A 16,513-nucleotide genomic window follows, 5' to 3' on the forward strand; every position below is an offset into this window, starting at 1 on the left:
CACTGGTTCCCGGAGAACCCGGGTGCCGGACCGACGGAGGAGCACACGTGACCGTGGAGAGCACTGCCGCGCGCAAGCCGCGACGCAGCAGCGGCACCAAGCGAGCAGCGGCCGGGGCGAGCCCCCGCAAGACCGCCGGCACCGGTACCAAGAGTGCCGACCAGCTCGTACAGCTGCTGACGCCCGAAGGGGACCGGGTAGAGAACGCGGAGAACGCGGAATTTCTCTCCTACGTTTCCGACATCACAGCCGAAGACCTGCGCGGGCTCTACCGCGACATGGTCATGACCCGCCGTTTCGACGGCGAGGCCACCGCGCTGCAGCGCCAGGGCGAGCTGGGCCTGTGGGCCTCGCTGCTCGGGCAGGAAGCCGCCCAGATCGGCTCCGGCCGCGCACTGCGCGACGACGACTACGTCTTCCCGACCTACCGTGAGCACGGCGTGGCCTGGTGCCGCGACGTCGACCCCACCAACCTGCTGGGCATGTTCCGCGGGGTGAACCACGGCGGCTGGGACCCGAACACCAACAACTTCCACCTCTACACGATCGTCATCGGCTCGCAGACGCTGCACGCGACCGGTTACGCGATGGGCGTGGCCAAGGACGGCGCCGACTCGGCGGTCATCGCGTACTTCGGCGACGGCGCGTCCAGCCAGGGCGACGTGAACGAGGCCTTCACCTTCTCCGCGGTCTACAACGCCCCCGTGGTGTTCTTCTGCCAGAACAACCAGTGGGCGATCTCCGAGCCCACCGAGCGGCAGACCCGCGTGCCGCTCTACCAGCGCGCTCAGGGCTTCGGCTTCCCCGGCGTCCGGGTCGACGGCAACGACGTCCTGGCCTGCCTGGCCGTGACCCGCTGGGCCCTGGAGCGGGCCCGGCAGGGCGAGGGCCCGACGCTGATCGAGGCCTTCACCTACCGCATGGGTGCCCACACCACCTCCGACGACCCGACCCGCTACCGGCGGGACGAGGAGCGGGCCGCCTGGGAGTCCCGGGACCCGATCGAGCGCCTCAAGGCCCACCTGCTGGCTTCCGGCGGCGCCGACGAGGCCTTCTTCGAGTCGCTGGAGGCGGAGAGCGAGGCCCTCGGCAAGCGGGTCCGCGAGGCCGTACGCAACATGCCCGACCCGGACACGATGTCGATCTTCGAGAACATCTATGCCGACGGGCACGCGCTGGTGGACGAGGAGCGCGCCCAGTTCGCGGCCTACCTCGCTTCGTTCGAGGAGGGGCACTGATCATGGCTGTCGAGAAGATGTCGATCGCGAAGGCGCTCAACGAGTCGCTGCGCAAGGCCCTGGACACGGACCCCAAGGTCCTGATCATGGGCGAGGACGTCGGCAAGCTGGGCGGTGTCTTCCGGATCACCGACGGCCTGCAGAAGGACTTTGGCGAGGAGCGGGTCATCGACACCCCGCTCGCCGAGTCCGGCATCGTCGGCACCGCCATCGGCCTGGCTCTGCGCGGGTACCGGCCGGTCGTGGAGATCCAGTTCGACGGGTTCGTCTTCCCGGCGTACGACCAGATCGTCACGCAGCTCGCGAAGATGCACGCGCGGGCCCTGGGCAAGATCAAGCTGCCGGTCGTCGTCCGGATCCCCTACGGCGGTGCCATCGGCGCCGTCGAGCACCACAGCGAGTCCCCCGAGGCGCTCTTCGCCCACGTGGCGGGCCTCAAGGTGGTCTCCCCGTCCAACCCGTCCGACGCGTACTGGATGCTGCAGCAGGCCATCCAGAGCGACGACCCGGTGATCTTCTTCGAGCCCAAGCGCCGGTACTGGGACAAGGGCGAAGTCGACGTCGAGGCCATCCCCGGCGAGCTGCACCGGGCACGCGTGGCCCAGGCCGGCACCGACATCACCCTGGCCGCCTACGGTCCGATGGTGAAGGTCTGCCTGGAGGCGGCCGCGGCCGCCGCCGAGGAGGGCAAGTCGGTCGAGGTCGTGGACCTGCGGTCGATGTCCCCGGTCGACTTCGACACCGTCCAGGCGTCGGTGGAGAAGACCCGCCGGCTGGTGGTGGTGCACGAGGCGCCCGTGTTCCTGGGCGTGGGTTCGGAGATCGCCGCCCGCATCACGGAGCGGTGCTTCTACCACCTGGAGGCCCCGGTGCTGAGGGTCGGCGGCTTCCACGCCCCGTACCCGCCGGCCCGGGTGGAGGAGGAGTACCTGCCCGGACTGGACCGCGTGCTCGACGCCGTCGACCGCTCGCTGGCGTTCTGAGGAGAGCCGCTGTGACGATCCGCGAATTCAAGATGCCCGATGTGGGCGAGGGACTCACCGAGGCCGAGATCCTCAAGTGGTACGTCCAGCCGGGTGACACCGTCACCGACGGCCAGGTCGTCTGCGAGGTCGAGACCGCGAAGGCGGCCGTGGAGCTGCCCATCCCGTTCGACGGCGTGGTGCACGAGCTGCGCTTCGACGAGGGCGTGACGGTCGACGTCGGCCAGGTCATCATCACCGTGGACGTGGCCGGCGGGGAGCCCGCTCCGGCGGGCGCCGCTCCGGCCGCGCAGGCCGCGGCCGCCCCGGCCGCTCCGGCCGCGGCGGAGGAGCCCGCCCCGGAGGGCCGCCAGCCGGTCCTGGTCGGCTACGGCGTGGCCCAGGGCTCGACCAAGCGCCGTCCGCGCAAGGCTCCGGCCGCCGCGGCTGCCGTCGTGGCAGCTCCTGTGTACGAGGCCCCGGCGACCGCCCTGAACGGCACGGGCACCGGCACGGGCAACGGCGTGAGCAACGGGAACGGCAACGGCAACGGCTTCACGGCCCTGCTCACCACCGCCGAGCGCCCGCTCGCCAAGCCGCCCGTGCGCAAGCTCGCCAAGGACCTCGGCATCGACCTCGCCACGGTGATCCCCACCGGCGACGGCGGCGTCGTGACCCGCGAGGACGTGCACGCGGCGGCCGCCGCAGCCGCCACGGCCACGGCCGCGCCGGCGACGGTCCCGGCTCCGGCACCCGCTCAGGCGCCCGTCCCGGCGGCGGCACCGGCCGCGCTGGTCGCCGAAGCCGGCGCACGGGAGACCCGTATCCCGGTCAAGGGCGTCCGCAAGGTCACCGCCCAGGCGATGGTCGGCTCGGCGTTCACCGCGCCGCACGTCACCGAGTTCATCACCTTCGACATCACGAAGACGATGAACCTGGTGCAGGAGCTGAAGGCCGACCCGGACCTGGCCGGCCTGCGCATCAACCCGCTCCTCCTGATCGCCAAGGCCGTGCTGATCGCCGTACGCCGCAACCCGGACGTCAACGCGTCCTGGGACGAGGCGGCCCAGGAGATCGTGCTCAAGCACTACGTGAACCTCGGCATCGCCGCGGCCACCCCGCGCGGCCTGATCGTCCCGAACATCAAGGACGCCCAGGCCAAGACCCTGCCGGAGCTGTCGGAGGCCCTGTCCTCCCTGGTCACCACGGCCCGGGACGGCAAGACCTCCCCGTCCGACATGCAGGGCGGCACGATCACCATCACCAACGTCGGCGTCTTCGGCGTCGACACCGGTACGCCCATCCTGAACCCCGGCGAGTCCGCGATCCTCGCGGTCGGCGCGATCAAGCTCCAGCCGTGGGTCCACAAGGGCAAGGTGAAGCCGCGTCAGGTCACCACCCTGGCGCTGTCCTTCGACCACCGCCTGATCGACGGCGAGCTGGGCTCCAGGTTCCTCGCGGACATCGCGGCGGTCCTGGAGAACCCGAAGCGCCTGATCACCTGGGCGTAAGGCACAAGCAGCGCCATCGCTCCGAACGGCCGGTCAACCCCCTGCGGGTGACCGGCCGTTCGCTTGTTCGCCAAAGCATCGCCTGCGTACGGTGTGCCGGAAGGGGGCCGACGGAGCCCCGGGACGGGGGCTCCGGGCGTGAGCGGTGACGACGAACTCCAGATATCCGCGCAGGCTGTACAGGGTGTGCAGAGCGGTTTGCGAGCGGCGATTTCGGAACTCCGGGAATCCGGCGCCGACGCGGGCGGCGCCTCGATGGGCGCCGGATTCGAGGACCTGTCGATGACGGGCATGGAAGCCGGACACCCGGGCCTGGCAACGGACTTCGAGGATTTCTGCGAACGCTGGGAATGGGGCGTACGCTCCCTCGTCCAGAACGCCAGCGTCCTCGCCGCCCGCATGGGCATAGCGGCCGGCACCCTCTGGGAGGAGGACCAGTACCGGCACGGCTCCCTCAAGGTCCTGGTCAACTCCCTCTACGGCAACCCGTACGCGAGCGAGGACGAGGTCGAGAAGAAGCCGTGGGGCGACTTCGCGAAGCTCCCGTGGGAGGTCTACAAGCCGGACTGGAGCGTCGAGGACTTCGACCAGGCGCGCAAGGACATGGGGCAGACCTGGAAGGACACCGGCCGAGAACTGGAGGAGAACGGCCGGATCGGCTCCCTCAAGGACCTGCTCGACCAGACCGGGGACGGCACCGGGAACGGGGCAGGGGCCCGCGGCGTGGCCGGGGGACGTGACTGATGGGCCTGCGTGACTTCGTCCCCGACCCGGTGGAGAACTGGGTCGAGGACCGGGCCGAGGACGCCGGCGACCTCGTCGAATGGGCCGGCGACAAGACCGCGAAGGCAGCGGACAAGGTAGGCCTGCACGACGCCGGCGACTGGGTCCGCGACAAGAGCCGCTCCGCCGCCAACCGCCTGGGCGCCGACGTCTCCGAACTTGAACTCGGCGAGACCGAGGACCCGAAGAAGCTGGTCTACGGCAGCGTCTCCAAGATCCGGGCACAGGCGGCCCACCTGAAGGACTTCCTTCCTTCACCGGTGTCGGCAACGGTCTCAAGGGCATGCAGGGCGACGGCCTGAAGGGCAAGTCGGCGGACTCCTTCCGTGAGGCCGTCGCCAAGGAGCCGCCCAAGTGGTTCAAGGCCGCCGACGCCTTCGCCAAGGCCGCGGACGCGCTCACCCGTTTCGCGGAGACGGTGGAATGGGCCCAGGGCCAGGCGGCGGACGCCCTCGCCGACTACAACGCGGCCCGCAAGGCATCGCAGGACGCCGTCGACGCCCACAACAGATGCGTCGACGCGTACAACGACGCGATCAAGGCGAAGAAGGACCCGCTGCCGCCCCGCCCCGGCACCTTCACCGACCCGGGCAAGGCGAAGGCCGCTGCGGCCCAGGACAAGCTCGACTCGGTCCGCAAGCAGCGCAACGACATGGCCGAGACGGCGCGCGCTGCCGTCCGCGCGGCCCGCGACGCGGCACCGCCGAAGCCCTCGTACGCGGAACAGCTGAACGACGGCCTCGACTACCTCGACATCGCCAAGACCCACCTGGCCGGCGGACTCTTCAAGGGCACGGCCGGTCTGATCAACTTCGGCCGTTCGCTCAACCCGACGGACCCCTACAACCTCACCAACTTCGACGAGTACCTGACGAACCTCAACTCGACGGCCGCCGGCCTGGTGAAGGCGGTCAACGACCCGGCCGGCACGGGCAAGAACATGCTCGACGAGTTCATGAAGGACCCGAGCGAGGGCGTCGGCAAACTCATCCCGGAACTGCTCGGCACGAAAGGCATGGGCGGCGCGAAGAAAGCCGGATCGGCCGCAAGGATCGCGGACGACGCCGCCGGCAAGGGCCGCACCTCGGTCGACAAGGACGGCCCGGAGGCCACCAACAAGCAGAGCTCGGTGTGCTTCAGGATCCGGATTCCTGGTAGCCCAGTTGTTAACTGTCGGCTGGAGTTTCGCCACAGAGTTGTGTTGGAGGCTGCTGAGCGGATGGCATCGTGCTCGCCGAGTGGGGCGAGAGGGCCTTTCCTGAGCCGGGCCAGTGGATCGCCTTTCGGGCGGCCGGGGTGGGACTGTACCCGTACCGGGTCTAGCCAGGTCTGGTGAATCCTGACGGCCTGGCCTGCGCCCTGCGGTTCGGTGCGAGCAGCTGAGGTCGCATGGGAGCATCTCGTTATGCGCCTCGTAGCTGACGGGATGACACCGGTTTCGAGATCGGTGCTGGTGCACGACGTGACGGCCGACGGCGGATACGCCTTCGAGCTGGCCCATCCGCTCTTCCTGTTCGCGGGGGATCGAATCATGTTCGAGGCTGCCGCCCTGGTGGTCGTGCGGGCTGACGGACAGCGGTTGTCGTATGCCGGCGACTGGTCCACACGATGCTGACTCGGTGCTGGGCCGTTTGCTCCTCATCGCAGTGCTCGCCATAGGGGTGTCAGTTCATCTGGAGCCAGGTCCAGATGGCGAGGCCCGTGGCGAACGGGCAGGCCAGGATGCCCAGGACCAGCAGGCGGGTCGTCGCGGGCAGGCGGCGGATGGCGGGGATGAAGGCCAGGCCGGTGAAGGTGCCGACGGCCGCGACGGCGATCAGGACGATGGGGGTCAGGAATTCGCCGACAGGCCCTCCGGCCGCGGCGCTCCAGATGGCCACAATGCCCACGACGATGGTCAGCCAGGCGAGCGAGCCGAGGGTGATCGTCCACAGCAGGCCCGCGAGTACGGCGATGGCGGGGTGCTCGCGGCGGGTGGGCTGTACGGCACGCAGCGGGGCGGGCTGCCAGGGACCGTACTGGGCGGGAGGGTTCATCGGGCTGCTCCTTCGGCGGGGACGGACATGATCGTCGCGCCGGGAGCGGCCCTTCGGCATGGGCGCCGGTGCTCAGTCCGGGGTGAGCGGGTACTCAGGTCGTCTCTCCCGGCCTCGGCGAGGCTGGGGATGCCGGAAATGGTTGGCCGGCGGGGCGGGACGACGCCAGGCTGAGTGTGCCGGGGAGTGTGGTGAGCATGGTTCCCCGCGGCCACGGGATGGGAGAGGCGATGGGGTCAGCGCGTGGTGACAAACCGCTCGGGACGCGGGACTTCGGTCGGGCGCGGGCCGTGCTGGAGAGGTTCTCGCCCCTCGCCTGGTTGCGGTACACGGACGCCAGACATCGGCAGCTCGGGCACTTTCAGGTCCCGGTGCTCGGGTGGCGCTTCGCCGAGCCGCGGGACGAGCTGATACCGGTCTTCGAAGAGGTGGTGAGGGAAGTGCCCGTGCGGGTCGGCCGGGCGCCGCAATCCCACGGTCTGAGCGTGGAGTTCAGCGTGCGGGCTGAGGACGGGGAGGAGCCGTCCGGGTTCGATCTCGGGGACATGCGGTGGGTCGGGGGGTTCGGGACGGCGGATTCCGTCGGGAGGACGCCCGACCAGGGGATGATGATCCACCTGTCGGTGCCTGAGCTTGTCGAGCGGTTGATGCCCATGCTGCGCAGGCGGACGGGATACGTGTCGTTCGAGGGGGCCGCCAGTTCCTTCCGGCTGGAGTTCCGGGCGGTCCGGCACGGGGTCCGGATCGCCGGGACCGACGGAGCGGTGGGCATCGTCAGTCGCGACGTACTCGCTGCGGCTGTGCTGCGGGCTGCCGAGGGAATGGCCGGTGCCTGGGCAGCTCCCCTCTCGGATGGGGATGCCGCCCGGCGCATGAGCCTGGACGCGCTGGCGCAGCTGCGGGGGTTCGTGCGGTGAGCAGGGGCGGCAGGCAGTGGAAGCATGCGGCGGACGTTCCGGCGGATTCTGCGACCGGGCGGCAGCTGGCGCTCATGCGGCAGTTCGCGGAAGGGCGGATCCCGCCGGACGTGTTCGCCGTCGGGTGGCTCGGTGCCCGGCGGGCGGCCATGGAGTCCGGCGAACGGGTGGCGGAGCGGATCGGGCGTCCTCTTGATCAGGTGTTTTACGCCCTGGATGACTATCCGATCGACCCCCGGTTCCGGGAGGAAGGTGACACCACCGACGAGCAGTTGATGGCGTGCGTGCAGGAGCAGGTGGGGCGCATCGGCGGATGAGGGGTCGTGGAGCGGTTACGCTCCCGCCGGAGAAGGGGGCGGGCAGCGTGCCGATCACCGAGGTGCAGGTGTACTCCGTCGAAGAGGCGGACGGGGCCGGCGGGGTGTGTGTCGTGCGGTGTGTGGGTGGGGTCGCGCGGGTCGGGCAGCTGTACGCCGCCGGGGAGTCGCGGATCGTGCTGCGGCGGGCCGAGCGGTGGGGGCGGGCCGTTCCGCAGGTCGATGCCGGGCACTCGGCGAAGGTGTGGCTGAGGGGGCCGGTGGTGGCCTTGCTCGGCAAGGGGCAGGTGATCCGGTCGGTGCCGGTGCACGGGCTGGGGATCGAGGACGCCGAGTTCTGGCTGGGCGGTGGGGTGGGGCCCGCCGATCAGGGGGATCTGCACTCGGTGAGGGTGCTGAGCGTCAACCGGCTGCAGGACGGGGGGCTGCAGGCGGAAGAGCGGGTGCGGTGGGGGCGGGTGGCGCTGCTGGCCATCGAGGGCATCGGCGGACACCCTTTCGCGGCCGCCCACAGTGCCGCCATGGTGCGCGCCTACCTCATCCGCCACCTCGGTCCCGACCTCGCCGAACCGGACCGGCTCCGGGATCCCGCCGGCCTGTGCCGGTTCGTACTGGAGCGGGTCGGCACCGATCCGGAGGAGGCCGTACGGGCCGGCCGGGTCTGGCGGGACCTGGACCGGGAACGGATCGTGCACCTGAGGCGGGTGAAGGGACTGCTGGGCGCGCTGGAGGCGGCCCGGCCGCATCTGGTGGAGGGGGATCCGCTCGGCGCCGCCGTGGATGCCTGGCTGCGGGTCCGGGTGGAGCTGCCGTAGGGGCTGTCGCCTGGCGGCCGGGGTGATCAGCGGTCCAGCGCCGCCAGGATGCCGCGGGGGTCGAAGGTGACGCGGATCCGGGTGATCCTGCCGTTCTCGACGCGGGTCCAGTTCGCGGTGGGGGCCGGCGGGGCGACGGTGGTGTGCAGGTCGAACCAGGTGATCACGTCGGTGCCGTCCGCCACCCGGGTGTGGACCTCGATCCTCTCCAGGATCTGTGCCATGCCGCGCAGGCCGTTGAGGCAGGCGTCGGCGCCGGAGGCGGTGCCGAGTGCGCCGACGAAGTCGACGTCCTCGGCCAGGAGGCCGCGCAGGGTGTCGAAGTCGCCCGTCTGCCAGGCGGTGAAGTACTTCTCGGAGATCTCTGCCGGAGTCATCGTCGTCGTCTTCATGTGTTCATCGTCGCTTCCCGCCTTCCCATCGGTCCAACAGATGGATCGGATGGTTGATATCATTGCTGGTTATGGAGATGCATCAGCTGCGGTATCTCGCGGCGGTGGTGGACGAGGGGACGTTCACGGCGGCTGCGGCCCGGCTGCACGTCAGCCAGTCCGGTGTGTCCACCCAAGTGGCCAAGCTGGAACGCGAGCTCGGGCAGCAGCTGTTGGAGCGCTCCGGGCGGCGGGTGCGGCTGACGGCGGCGGGGGAGGCGGTGCTGCCGCTCGCCCGGGAGGCGCTGGAGGCGCTCGCGGGCATCGAGTACACGGCGGCGGAGTTCGCGCAGGCCGTCCGCGGGCGGGTGCGGCTGGGGATGATCCGGGGCTGTTCGATACCGGGATTCCTCGATGCCGTCGCCGACTTCGGGCGGGCCCATCCGGGTGTCGACCTGAGCCTTCACGAAGACGACTCGCAGGCGTTGCGGGGGCAGGTCCTGGCGCGGTCGATCGACCTGGCGCTGTTCGCCTTCCCGGGACGCGGCGGGCAGGCCGGGCAGGCCGGGCAGGCGGCTGAGCCGGAGCTGGACGTCACCGTCGTCATCGACGAGCCGATCGCCCTCGCCGTGCCCGAAGGGCACCGCCTGGACCGGGACTCGGTGCGGCTGGCCGACGTACGGGCGGAGGCGGAGCGGGTCCTCTGTCTGCCGCACGGGACCGGGATCCGGGCCGCCTATGAGCGGTCCTGCCTCCAGGTGGGGATCGAGGCGCGTGTCGACATCGACGCCAGTGCGCCGCAGACGCTGCTCGGGCTGGTCAAGCGTGGGGCCGGGGTCGCCGTCCTGAGCCCGTCGTCGGCGGGCGGGGTGGAGGGACTGCGGACCGTTCCCGTCACCGATGCCGCCACGCACGCCTGCCTCGGCCTGGCCATCCGCTCCGATCAGCGCTCCCCGGCCGCCCGGCTGCTGCTCGCGGGGCTGGCCGCGTCACTGGCCTGACCGGTGGTCGTCGTCCGGCTGAGGTGAGGCCGGAGGGGGCGCGGCCGGTTCCAGGATCACCACCGCCGTTTCGGCGGGGCGCAGGGCGGCGTACGCGTCCAGGTCCTTGTCGATCTCGCGCCAGCGCGCCCACAGCCGGGTCCGTTGCTCGCCCATCGCAGCGCGGGCGCGTACGGGGCGGCGGGTGCCGCCGGGGAGGTCCGCGGTGCCGTACGGGTGGGACCGGAGGTTGAGCCACCAGAGCGGCTCGCCGGGGCCCCAGCCGTTCATGGCCAGGGTGACCAGGTCCGGGCCGTCCTCGAAGTAGCCCAGGACCACGCTGCGCGTCCGTCCGGTGCGGCGGCCGGTGGTGGTCAGGCGGAGCGTGCCCCAGCCCTTCCGGCCCGGCCGCCACAGCCCGATCCGGCCGCCGGACGCCCGGTACGCGGTCCGGTGGACGGACCAGGCGAGGCGGATGAACCAGCGGGGTGGGAGGCGTACGGCGGCGGATCGTGTCGCGTCTTCTCCGGCCGGCATGACCTCGCCTCCGCCCGTACGGTCCCTAGGCGCGTGCCGCGTTGCCGAGGACCCGGCGCGGGCTGATCCGGACGACCATCCGGACCGCCTCCGAGGGGGCCTCCGCGTACTCCTTGCCCCCGCCCGGCCCGAGGTACTCCTCGGCGATGCGGACGGCCACGGCCCGGCCGAGGTCCTCAGTGACGGTCGCCTCGCCGCGGATCTCCACGTAGGAGTAGGGGTTGTTCAGGTCGAAGACGGTCAGGCTGACGCGCGGATCGCGGACGATGTTCCGCTCCTTGCGGCGCCCCTGTTCGGTGGAGATCAGCAGGTCCGTGCCGTCGCGGGAGACCCAGACCACCGAGGTCTGCGGGCTGCCGTCGGGGTTGAGGGTGGACAGTACGGCCGGGTGCGGGGCGTCCAGGAGCCGCTGTACGGCTTCGTTGAAGGCAACGGTCGTCGTCATGGCCGTGACCCTACGTCCGCCTGCGGCGTGCGGGCCGGTGAATGCGCCGGTCCGTACGGACTACGCGAAGTCGACGTTCAGGCAGGGGGTTTCGGCGTCGGACACCGGGCCGTTCCGGACCGATGGGGTCATGCGGGCCCGCGGGGTCAGGCGAGGGCGGCGACCAGCAGGGCGAAGGCGGCGATGATGACGGCCACGCGGGCGTAGTGGTAGCGGTTCCAGCGGTTCAGCTGCTGCTCCCAGTCGGCGGGCCGGTTCTCAGGGGTCCACGTCTTGTTCCGGTTGTTGATCGGGACGAGCAGCAGGACCGACATGACCACGCTGACGATCAGCAGCGCGCCGGCGGTGACGACGAGGCCGGCGCCGTGGTGGTGCCATCCGGCTATGGCCCAGGCCGCGACGAGGACGAGCGAGCCGATGTACCAGACCGGCATCACGGCGCCGAGCATCCGGCCCCCGTGGGCGTGGCCGAGTTGGCGACTGTCCTCGGGGAGGGCGTTGAGGATCGGGTTGATGACGAAGGCGACGGCGAACTCCACCCCCACCATCACGCCGACGACCACGGTGGTGAACACCTCGAGTGCGTTGAGCATGATGAGACCCTTTCGGCATCTAGCGTTGCTAGCTGATGAGGCAAAGCTAGCGCTGTCGTTGCCTGATTGTCTAGCGGTGCTAGGATCGAGTCATGTCGGTACAGGAACGCAAGCAGCGTGAACGGGCGGAGCGCGAGCGCCTCATCGTGGCGACGGCCCGCGAACTCGCCGAGCAGCAGGGGTGGGACGCGGTCACCACCCGCCGGCTCGCCGAGCGCATCGAGTACAGCCAGCCCGTCCTCTACAGCCACTTCCGGGGCAAGCGCGAGATCATCGGCGCCGTCGCCCTCCAGGGCGCCGCCGAGCTGGCCGCGGCGGTGCGGGCCGCGGCCTCCGGCGCGAACGGCCCGCGCGAGCGGGTCGCCGCCCTCGCCCGCGCCTACCTCGACTTCGCCGAACGCCATCCGGCGGTCTACGACGCCATCTTCCAGCTCGACGGCGGTCTCGCGTACGCGCAGGAGGACACCCCGGAACCGCTCAAGGACGCCTTCGCTGCACTGCTGGAGTGCCTCGGCGAGGTCGCCGGGGACGGGGTCCAACCGGGGCTGTTCACCGAGGTGTTCTGGGCGTCCCTGCACGGCGTCGCGACCCTGACCCGGGCGGGACGGCTGCCTCCGGAGTACACCGAGTCGAGGGTGGAGATGCTGGTGGACCGGCTCGCCGTGCTCTGACGGGCCACTCGGTCACGGCCCCGTTCTCGGCTGACGCTGCGTCATGTCGCTGTATGTGGCCAGTGCTTGGGAAATGGCCCTGGCGTCGAACGTGACGGCGTAGGCAGGATCGCGAGTCATGCGTGCAGTTGTGTTCGACATGGATGGGACGCTTCTGAGCTGCGGCCGTTCCCCGGCATACCGGCCCTGCTCGACGAACTCGCCGATGTGGGCATGAGCTTGAGCGTGTTCACGGCGGCCACCCGGCGAGTGGCTCTGAGCATGCTCGCCGCCGCCGGGATCGACGCCGGATTCGGCGTGGTCATCGCAGGCGACGAGGTCGACAGGCCCAAGCCGGCGCCGGCCGGGTTGTTGCTGGCACTGCGGCGGCCCGGGGTTCCGGCCGAGGCGGCTGCCTATGTGGGTGACGCCGAGGTGGACCTCGGCTGTGCCGACGCCGCGGGTTCGCTGGGAGTGCACACCGGGTGGGGTGCGCGCGTCGGTGTCCGTGCCGGGGCTCACCCGGTCGCGGCGAGTCCGTACGAGGTGCTCAGCCTGCTGCCGGCGCCTGGGAGGCGCACGGGCGACGGCACGGCCCGCGAGAGTGAGGAGGGGCAGTCGTGATCACTGTTGGTTCGTTGCGCGAGGAAGATCGCGCCGTCTGGGAAGCGCTGGCGCGCGGTTACAAGGCGTTCTACCGCACCACGGTGCCGGACGAGGGCTACGAGGAGACGTGGCAGCGGCTACAGGGCGGCACCGGGTTCCACGGCATCGGCGCCTGGTCGCGGGGGGAGCTGGTCGGCATCGCGCACTATCTGTTCCACCCGACCTTCTGGATGGAAGACAGCTGCTACCTCCAGGACCTCTTCGTCGACGAGGCGGCCCGCGGCCGGGGCGTGGCGCGGATGCTGATCGAGAAGGTGGCCGATGCGTCGCGGGACCAGGGGGCGTCCCGCTTCTACTGGACCACGCAGGAGGGCAACACCGCCGCCCGCGCGCTGTACGACAAGGTGGCGAGCTTCGAGGGATTCATTCGCTACGACTACGCCATTGGCTTGCGACCTGGGGGAAGTGCCGGTGGGGGCAGTTCCGGCTGACCCGGGCTGATGCCGAGCTCGGCCCACACGGTCTTGCCGATGCAGCGCTCGTCGACGCCCCAGCGGTGCGCCAGGACCGACTCCGGCAGCGAGTGCCCTTGCGGCTCCATGCCCTCATCTCGGAAGCGGTGTTGCGGCAGCAGGTCGGCGGCCCGGAAGTGATGCGGGCGCAGTTGTGCCACCTGGCGGAGGTGGCGGCACTCCCGAACGTGCACGTGCAGGTGGTTCCGTTCCATGCGGGCGCGCACTCCGGACTGTCCGGGTCGTTCAACGTGTTCTCGTTCGCCGAGCCGGGGGCGGTCGACGTCGGCTATACCGAGACGATTGCGTCTACCGTGTGGGTGGAGAGCGCAGAAGGAAGCGCCCTCTTCAGGGCGACCTTTGACCGGGTCGCTCGACTGAGCCTGGCTCCAAGGGACTCGGTCGAGTTGATCGAAGGCATCAGCAAGGGGTGGTGACGGTGGCGGGATTCAGGTTCCGGAAGTCGAGCTACAGCGGCGGCGTGAACAACGACTGCGTCGAGGTCGCGACCAATGTCCCCGGCACTGTCGCCGTCCGCGACAGCAAGCGGCCCGGCGGGCCGGTGCTCCGGCTGGCGCCCGGCGCCTGGGAGGCGGCCCTCGCCGCGGTCAGTGCGGGGAGCCCAGGCCGGCCGTGAAAGTGGTGGCCGGGATTCCGGGTGGCGTGGAATGGCCTGGTACACGGGTGAGTTGACGGTGTCATGACTCAAGGTCCCGCACCCCGGCCCCTGTCCGACGAAGCCCTTTCCGAACTGCTGAGCAGTCAGCAGTTCGGCACCCTGGCCACCAACAAGAGCAGTGGTCACCCGCATCTGACCACCATGCTCTACAGCTGGGACGCCGAAGCGCGCATCGTGCGGTTCTCCACCACTGCCGACCGGGTCAAGGTCAAGCAGCTCCGGCGTGACCCGCGCGCGGCCGTGCACGTTCCCGGCGGCGACGTGTGGTCGTTCGCCGTGGCCGAGGGTGAGGCGGAGGTCTCCGAGGTCACGACCACGCCGGGGGACGCGACCGGGCGGGAGCTGCTCGCGATGATTCCGGAAGCCGCGAGGCCCGAGGGCGAGGACGAGGACGCGTTCCTGGAGCAGCTGGTCGCCGAGCGCCGCGTGGTCATCCGGCTGAAGGTGTCCCGTCTGTACGGGACGGCACTCGACGTCAACGGCTGAGGCGCCGGTCGCTCCGCTCGCCGGACGACCCGCCCGCGGGGAGAATGGCGGGTGTGACCTGCCGCTTCACCACTGGGACGGAAGGTGAGTGCGCGTGCCGGTCTGGCGCCTGCGGGACTTCCATGACGACGACCTGGACCAGGCCATCCAGCTGTGGGACCAGAACCGCCAGTCCGATGCGTCGCAGCCGGTGTTCCCCCTGTCCGAGGTCGTGTCCGCGGCCAGGAACGGTCAGCCCGCCGTCGTCGCGCACGTCGCGGAACAGGTGGTGGGCGTGGCCGTGGCACGCGAGGAGGGGGAGCGCGCGTGGATCGTGCTCATCGCGCTCTCGGGCTCATGGCGGAACCGGGGTCTCGGCAGCGCGCTGATCGCCGACATCGAGCGGCGTCTGCGCGGTACCGGAGTGCGCCGCATCGGCGCGGTGCTCTCCCCCGGGGCGACCGGGGCGACGGCTCTGGAGAACTCCGGGTACCACCAGGTCGACGGGCTGGTCTTCTACGAGAAGGTCCAGCACCTGGGCGCGGGAGACGCGGGGCTGCTGGCGGAACTCGGCGGCCGGATCCTGCCGCGCGGCCTGTGGGAGGACCTCGCCGGCATGCGGGAGGCGAAGGAGACCATCGAGAAGCGGATCGTGCTGCCGCTGGCTGAACCCGACGTCGCCGACCGCTACGGAGTGACCCCGCCGAAGGCGGTGATCCTGTTCGGTCCGCCCGGAACCGGCAAGACCAGCTTCGCCAAGGCCGTCGCGTCCCGCCTGGGATGGCCGTTCGTGGAGCTGTTCCCCTCCCGGATGGCCTCCGACGGGTCCGGTGGCCTCGCCGCGTCGCTGCGGGACGCCTTCTCCGACCTGGCCGAGCTGGAGAGCGTCCTGCTGTTCATCGACGAGGTCGAGGAGATCGCCGCCGCGCGTTCCGGCGTCGCCGTCGACCCCGGCCATGGCGTGACCAACGAGCTGCTGAAACTGATCCCCGCGTTCCGGGACCACACCGACCGGCTGCTGATCTGCGCCACCAACTCGTTGCGCACGCTCGACCCGGCGTTCCTGAGGCCCGGACGGTTCGACTACATCATTCCGGTCGGCCCGCCGGACCCGGTGGCCCGCGAGGCCATCTGGAGGCGTTACCTGGGCCCGGCCGCGGGGGCAGTGGACCTGGACGCACTCGTGGGGGCCAGTGAGAGGTTCACTCCGGCCGACATCGAGTTCGCGGCCCGCAAGGGGGCCCAGCGCGCGTTCGAGCGCGAGGTGACCCATCGCAGCGGTGAGCCGGCCGGCACCGATGACTTCCTCACGGCCGTCGCCGACACCCGACCCACTCTGACCGACCAGGCACTCGCCAGCTTCCACGAGGACATCGAGCACCATCTGCGCGTCTGAACGCACCGAGGCCCGGTCACCGGGGTACGGGCGCGGCGGCAGCGTGCTTCCGCAGCCACGCCGCCTCCGCAGCGGTGGTGTTCGGGTCGGCCAGTCTGGCGTCGGCCGCGTCCCGGATCCGCGGGGCGGGGTCGGTGCCGCCGGCACTCCGGAAGGCCTGCAGGAGCAGGCCCCGTCCCAGACGCGCGGCGAGCCCGGGGACCTCGGCACCGCCGACGGTGACCAGGGTCATCGCCACGTCGGCAGCGGGATCACCGGCGCGCGCGTTGCTCCAGTCGATCACCACGGGGCCGTGCCCGGTCAGGATGACGTTGCCCGGATGCAGGTCCAGGTGCAGCACCCGGTCGTCCCCGGCCGTGCCGAACCGCGTGGGCAGCCAGTCCGGTGCCGGTATCCCGTGGAGCCGATCGTGCAGGCCGGCCAGCATCCGGCCGAGCTGACGCACTCGCCACGGGCGCCGGGCGAGCTCCTCCAGCATCGTCGGCCCGGTGAGCCGTTCGAGGACCATGTCGGTACCGGTGACCTCGTACACCTCCGGCACCGGATACCCGCACGCGGCCAGGTGGGCCATCAGGCGCGACTCGCGGTCGGTCGGCCGCTCCTCGTGCCGGTACCGGCGCAGCACCCTGTGCTCGTCCAGGGCGAAGACATCGGCGTCACGCCCGCGTGCGATCAATTCCATGCTTGCCAGTCTGGGGTT

General features: G+C 70.9%; 24 protein-coding genes. 18 read left to right on the plus strand and 6 right to left on the minus strand.

The genetic code is table 11. The features are described 5' to 3' along the window. Positions 1–47 precede the first annotated feature (47 nt). From pdhA to ACGFQ9_RS08300, 7 genes are all read left to right on the plus strand, one after another. Positions 48–1,238 (plus strand): pyruvate dehydrogenase (acetyl-transferring) E1 component subunit alpha, encoded by a 1,191-nt coding sequence (gene pdhA, locus ACGFQ9_RS08270; RefSeq protein ID WP_393572433.1) that lies wholly within the window; start codon positions 48–50, stop codon positions 1,236–1,238. A gap of 2 nt (positions 1,239–1,240) precedes the next feature. After that, positions 1,241–2,221: an alpha-ketoacid dehydrogenase subunit beta gene (locus ACGFQ9_RS08275; RefSeq protein WP_393572435.1), complete on the plus strand. Its 981-nt coding sequence runs from the start codon at positions 1,241–1,243 to the stop codon at positions 2,219–2,221. 11 nt (positions 2,222–2,232) lie between these two features. Next, entirely contained in the window at positions 2,233–3,711 is a 1,479-nt protein-coding gene (locus ACGFQ9_RS08280; RefSeq protein WP_393572437.1) for a dihydrolipoamide acetyltransferase family protein, read from the plus strand. Between the two features lie 138 nt (positions 3,712–3,849). Further along, positions 3,850–4,455 carry a hypothetical protein gene (locus ACGFQ9_RS08285; protein WP_393572439.1) on the plus strand — a complete coding sequence of 202 codons (606 nt, stop codon included), beginning with the start codon at positions 3,850–3,852 and terminating at the stop codon, positions 4,453–4,455. Further along, the gene (locus ACGFQ9_RS08290; RefSeq protein WP_393572441.1) at positions 4,455–4,796 is read left to right on the plus strand and encodes a putative T7SS-secreted protein; all 342 of its coding nucleotides are present in this window, start codon (positions 4,455–4,457) and stop codon (positions 4,794–4,796) included. Before ACGFQ9_RS08285 ends, ACGFQ9_RS08290 begins: the two co-directional genes overlap by 1 nt. After that, positions 4,778–5,830 (plus strand): putative T7SS-secreted protein, encoded by a 1,053-nt coding sequence (locus ACGFQ9_RS08295; RefSeq protein WP_393572443.1) that lies wholly within the window; start codon positions 4,778–4,780, stop codon positions 5,828–5,830. Before ACGFQ9_RS08290 ends, ACGFQ9_RS08295 begins: the two co-directional genes overlap by 19 nt. A 69-nt stretch (positions 5,831–5,899) precedes the next feature. Then, positions 5,900–6,109 carry a hypothetical protein gene (locus ACGFQ9_RS08300; protein WP_393572445.1) on the plus strand — a complete coding sequence of 70 codons (210 nt, stop codon included), beginning with the start codon at positions 5,900–5,902 and terminating at the stop codon, positions 6,107–6,109. 49 nt (positions 6,110–6,158) lie between these two features. Here the strand turns inward: ACGFQ9_RS08300 and ACGFQ9_RS08305 are convergent, their stop codons facing one another. Then, positions 6,159–6,530: a hypothetical protein gene (locus tag ACGFQ9_RS08305; protein ID WP_393572446.1), complete on the minus strand. Its 372-nt coding sequence runs from the start codon at positions 6,528–6,530 to the stop codon at positions 6,159–6,161. Positions 6,531–6,727: 197 nt separating this feature from the next. On the opposite strand from ACGFQ9_RS08305, the gene ACGFQ9_RS08310 reads away from it, so the two are divergent. From ACGFQ9_RS08310 to ACGFQ9_RS08320, 3 genes are all read left to right on the plus strand, one after another. Then, the gene (locus ACGFQ9_RS08310; RefSeq protein WP_393572448.1) at positions 6,728–7,447 is read left to right on the plus strand and encodes a hypothetical protein; all 720 of its coding nucleotides are present in this window, start codon (positions 6,728–6,730) and stop codon (positions 7,445–7,447) included. A gap of 74 nt (positions 7,448–7,521) precedes the next feature. Beyond that, entirely contained in the window at positions 7,522–7,764 is a 243-nt protein-coding gene (locus ACGFQ9_RS08315) for a colicin immunity domain-containing protein (protein WP_393572450.1), read from the plus strand. A gap of 47 nt (positions 7,765–7,811) precedes the next feature. Continuing rightward, positions 7,812–8,579, plus strand: coding sequence for a hypothetical protein (locus ACGFQ9_RS08320; RefSeq protein WP_393572452.1), 768 nt, complete (start codon positions 7,812–7,814; stop codon positions 8,577–8,579). Positions 8,580–8,605: 26 nt separating this feature from the next. On the opposite strand, the gene ACGFQ9_RS08325 is transcribed toward ACGFQ9_RS08320, so the two are convergent. Beyond that, positions 8,606–8,971: a nuclear transport factor 2 family protein gene (locus tag ACGFQ9_RS08325; RefSeq protein WP_393572454.1), complete on the minus strand. Its 366-nt coding sequence runs from the start codon at positions 8,969–8,971 to the stop codon at positions 8,606–8,608. 71 nt (positions 8,972–9,042) lie between these two features. On the opposite strand from ACGFQ9_RS08325, the gene ACGFQ9_RS08330 reads away from it, so the two are divergent. Next, positions 9,043–9,951: a LysR family transcriptional regulator gene (locus ACGFQ9_RS08330; protein WP_393572456.1), complete on the plus strand. Its 909-nt coding sequence runs from the start codon at positions 9,043–9,045 to the stop codon at positions 9,949–9,951. Here ACGFQ9_RS08330 and ACGFQ9_RS08335 read toward each other — a convergent pair. From ACGFQ9_RS08335 to ACGFQ9_RS08345, 3 genes are all read right to left on the minus strand, one after another. Further along, on the minus strand, positions 9,940–10,467 hold the full coding sequence (locus ACGFQ9_RS08335; protein WP_393572458.1) for a nitroreductase/quinone reductase family protein: 528 nt from the start codon (positions 10,465–10,467) through the stop codon (positions 9,940–9,942). The two genes, ACGFQ9_RS08330 and ACGFQ9_RS08335, sit on opposite strands and share 12 nt — an antisense overlap. Before the next feature lie 25 nt (positions 10,468–10,492). Continuing rightward, a complete protein-coding gene (locus ACGFQ9_RS08340) occupies positions 10,493–10,912 on the minus strand; it encodes a PPOX class F420-dependent oxidoreductase (RefSeq protein WP_393572460.1) in 420 nt (139 codons plus the stop codon). Positions 10,913–11,058: 146 nt separating this feature from the next. Continuing rightward, on the minus strand, positions 11,059–11,505 hold the full coding sequence (locus ACGFQ9_RS08345) for an anthrone oxygenase family protein (protein ID WP_393572462.1): 447 nt from the start codon (positions 11,503–11,505) through the stop codon (positions 11,059–11,061). A 92-nt stretch (positions 11,506–11,597) separates the two neighbouring features. Here ACGFQ9_RS08345 and ACGFQ9_RS08350 point away from each other — a divergent pair, with 92 nt between their 5' ends. From ACGFQ9_RS08350 to ACGFQ9_RS08380, 7 genes are all read left to right on the plus strand, one after another. Continuing rightward, positions 11,598–12,176, plus strand: coding sequence for a TetR/AcrR family transcriptional regulator (locus tag ACGFQ9_RS08350; protein ID WP_393572464.1), 579 nt, complete (start codon positions 11,598–11,600; stop codon positions 12,174–12,176). 66 nt (positions 12,177–12,242) lie between these two features. After that, complete coding sequence (locus ACGFQ9_RS08355) at positions 12,243–12,779, plus strand: HAD family hydrolase (RefSeq protein ID WP_393572466.1); 537 nt, start codon at positions 12,243–12,245, stop codon at positions 12,777–12,779. After that, positions 12,776–13,252, plus strand: coding sequence for a GNAT family N-acetyltransferase (locus ACGFQ9_RS08360; protein ID WP_393572468.1), 477 nt, complete (start codon positions 12,776–12,778; stop codon positions 13,250–13,252). The genes ACGFQ9_RS08355 and ACGFQ9_RS08360 overlap by 4 nt, the downstream gene beginning before the upstream one ends. Next, positions 13,249–13,710: a DUF5753 domain-containing protein gene (locus tag ACGFQ9_RS08365; protein ID WP_393573003.1), complete on the plus strand. Its 462-nt coding sequence runs from the start codon at positions 13,249–13,251 to the stop codon at positions 13,708–13,710. Before ACGFQ9_RS08360 ends, ACGFQ9_RS08365 begins: the two co-directional genes overlap by 4 nt. Positions 13,711–13,712: 2 nt before the next feature. Next, positions 13,713–13,910, plus strand: a complete 198-nt coding sequence (locus tag ACGFQ9_RS08370; protein WP_393572469.1) for a DUF397 domain-containing protein — start codon at positions 13,713–13,715, stop codon at positions 13,908–13,910. Between the two features lie 63 nt (positions 13,911–13,973). Further along, entirely contained in the window at positions 13,974–14,438 is a 465-nt protein-coding gene (locus tag ACGFQ9_RS08375) for a pyridoxamine 5'-phosphate oxidase family protein (protein WP_393572471.1), read from the plus strand. Positions 14,439–14,526: 88 nt separating this feature from the next. Then, on the plus strand, positions 14,527–15,813 hold the full coding sequence (locus tag ACGFQ9_RS08380) for an ATP-binding protein (protein ID WP_393572473.1): 1,287 nt from the start codon (positions 14,527–14,529) through the stop codon (positions 15,811–15,813). Positions 15,814–15,829: 16 nt separating this feature from the next. Here the strand turns inward: ACGFQ9_RS08380 and ACGFQ9_RS08385 are convergent, their stop codons facing one another. Next, positions 15,830–16,495, minus strand: coding sequence for a phosphotransferase (locus tag ACGFQ9_RS08385; RefSeq protein ID WP_393572475.1), 666 nt, complete (start codon positions 16,493–16,495; stop codon positions 15,830–15,832). Positions 16,496–16,513 lie beyond the last annotated feature (18 nt).

The organism is Streptomyces sp. NPDC048603, from assembly GCF_043199475.1.
Taxonomy (GTDB): Bacteria; Actinomycetota; Actinomycetes; order Streptomycetales; family Streptomycetaceae; genus Streptomyces.

Excerpts from the sequence above, each read along its gene's own strand:
- ACGFQ9_RS08275 (WP_393572435.1), top strand. The coding sequence starts at position 1,241 with ATGGCTGTCGAGAAGATGTCGATCGCGAAGGCGCTCAACGAGTCGCTG.
- ACGFQ9_RS08290 (WP_393572441.1), top strand. The coding sequence starts at position 4,455 with ATGGGCCTGCGTGACTTCGTCCCCGACCCGGTGGAGAACTGGGTCGAG.
- ACGFQ9_RS08295 (WP_393572443.1), top strand. The coding sequence starts at position 4,778 with ATGCAGGGCGACGGCCTGAAGGGCAAGTCGGCGGACTCCTTCCGTGAG.
- ACGFQ9_RS08300 (WP_393572445.1), top strand. The coding sequence starts at position 5,900 with ATGCGCCTCGTAGCTGACGGGATGACACCGGTTTCGAGATCGGTGCTG.
- ACGFQ9_RS08305 (WP_393572446.1), bottom strand. The coding sequence starts at position 6,530 with ATGAACCCTCCCGCCCAGTACGGTCCCTGGCAGCCCGCCCCGCTGCGT.
- ACGFQ9_RS08310 (WP_393572448.1), top strand. The coding sequence starts at position 6,728 with ATGGTTCCCCGCGGCCACGGGATGGGAGAGGCGATGGGGTCAGCGCGT.
- ACGFQ9_RS08315 (WP_393572450.1), top strand. The coding sequence starts at position 7,522 with ATGCGGCAGTTCGCGGAAGGGCGGATCCCGCCGGACGTGTTCGCCGTC.
- ACGFQ9_RS08325 (WP_393572454.1), bottom strand. The coding sequence starts at position 8,971 with ATGAAGACGACGACGATGACTCCGGCAGAGATCTCCGAGAAGTACTTC.
- ACGFQ9_RS08330 (WP_393572456.1), top strand. The coding sequence starts at position 9,043 with ATGGAGATGCATCAGCTGCGGTATCTCGCGGCGGTGGTGGACGAGGGG.
- ACGFQ9_RS08335 (WP_393572458.1), bottom strand. The coding sequence starts at position 10,467 with ATGCCGGCCGGAGAAGACGCGACACGATCCGCCGCCGTACGCCTCCCA.
- ACGFQ9_RS08340 (WP_393572460.1), bottom strand. The coding sequence starts at position 10,912 with ATGACGACGACCGTTGCCTTCAACGAAGCCGTACAGCGGCTCCTGGAC.
- ACGFQ9_RS08345 (WP_393572462.1), bottom strand. The coding sequence starts at position 11,505 with ATGCTCAACGCACTCGAGGTGTTCACCACCGTGGTCGTCGGCGTGATG.
- ACGFQ9_RS08350 (WP_393572464.1), top strand. The coding sequence starts at position 11,598 with ATGTCGGTACAGGAACGCAAGCAGCGTGAACGGGCGGAGCGCGAGCGC.
- ACGFQ9_RS08375 (WP_393572471.1), top strand. The coding sequence starts at position 13,974 with ATGACTCAAGGTCCCGCACCCCGGCCCCTGTCCGACGAAGCCCTTTCC.
- ACGFQ9_RS08385 (WP_393572475.1), bottom strand. The coding sequence starts at position 16,495 with ATGGAATTGATCGCACGCGGGCGTGACGCCGATGTCTTCGCCCTGGAC.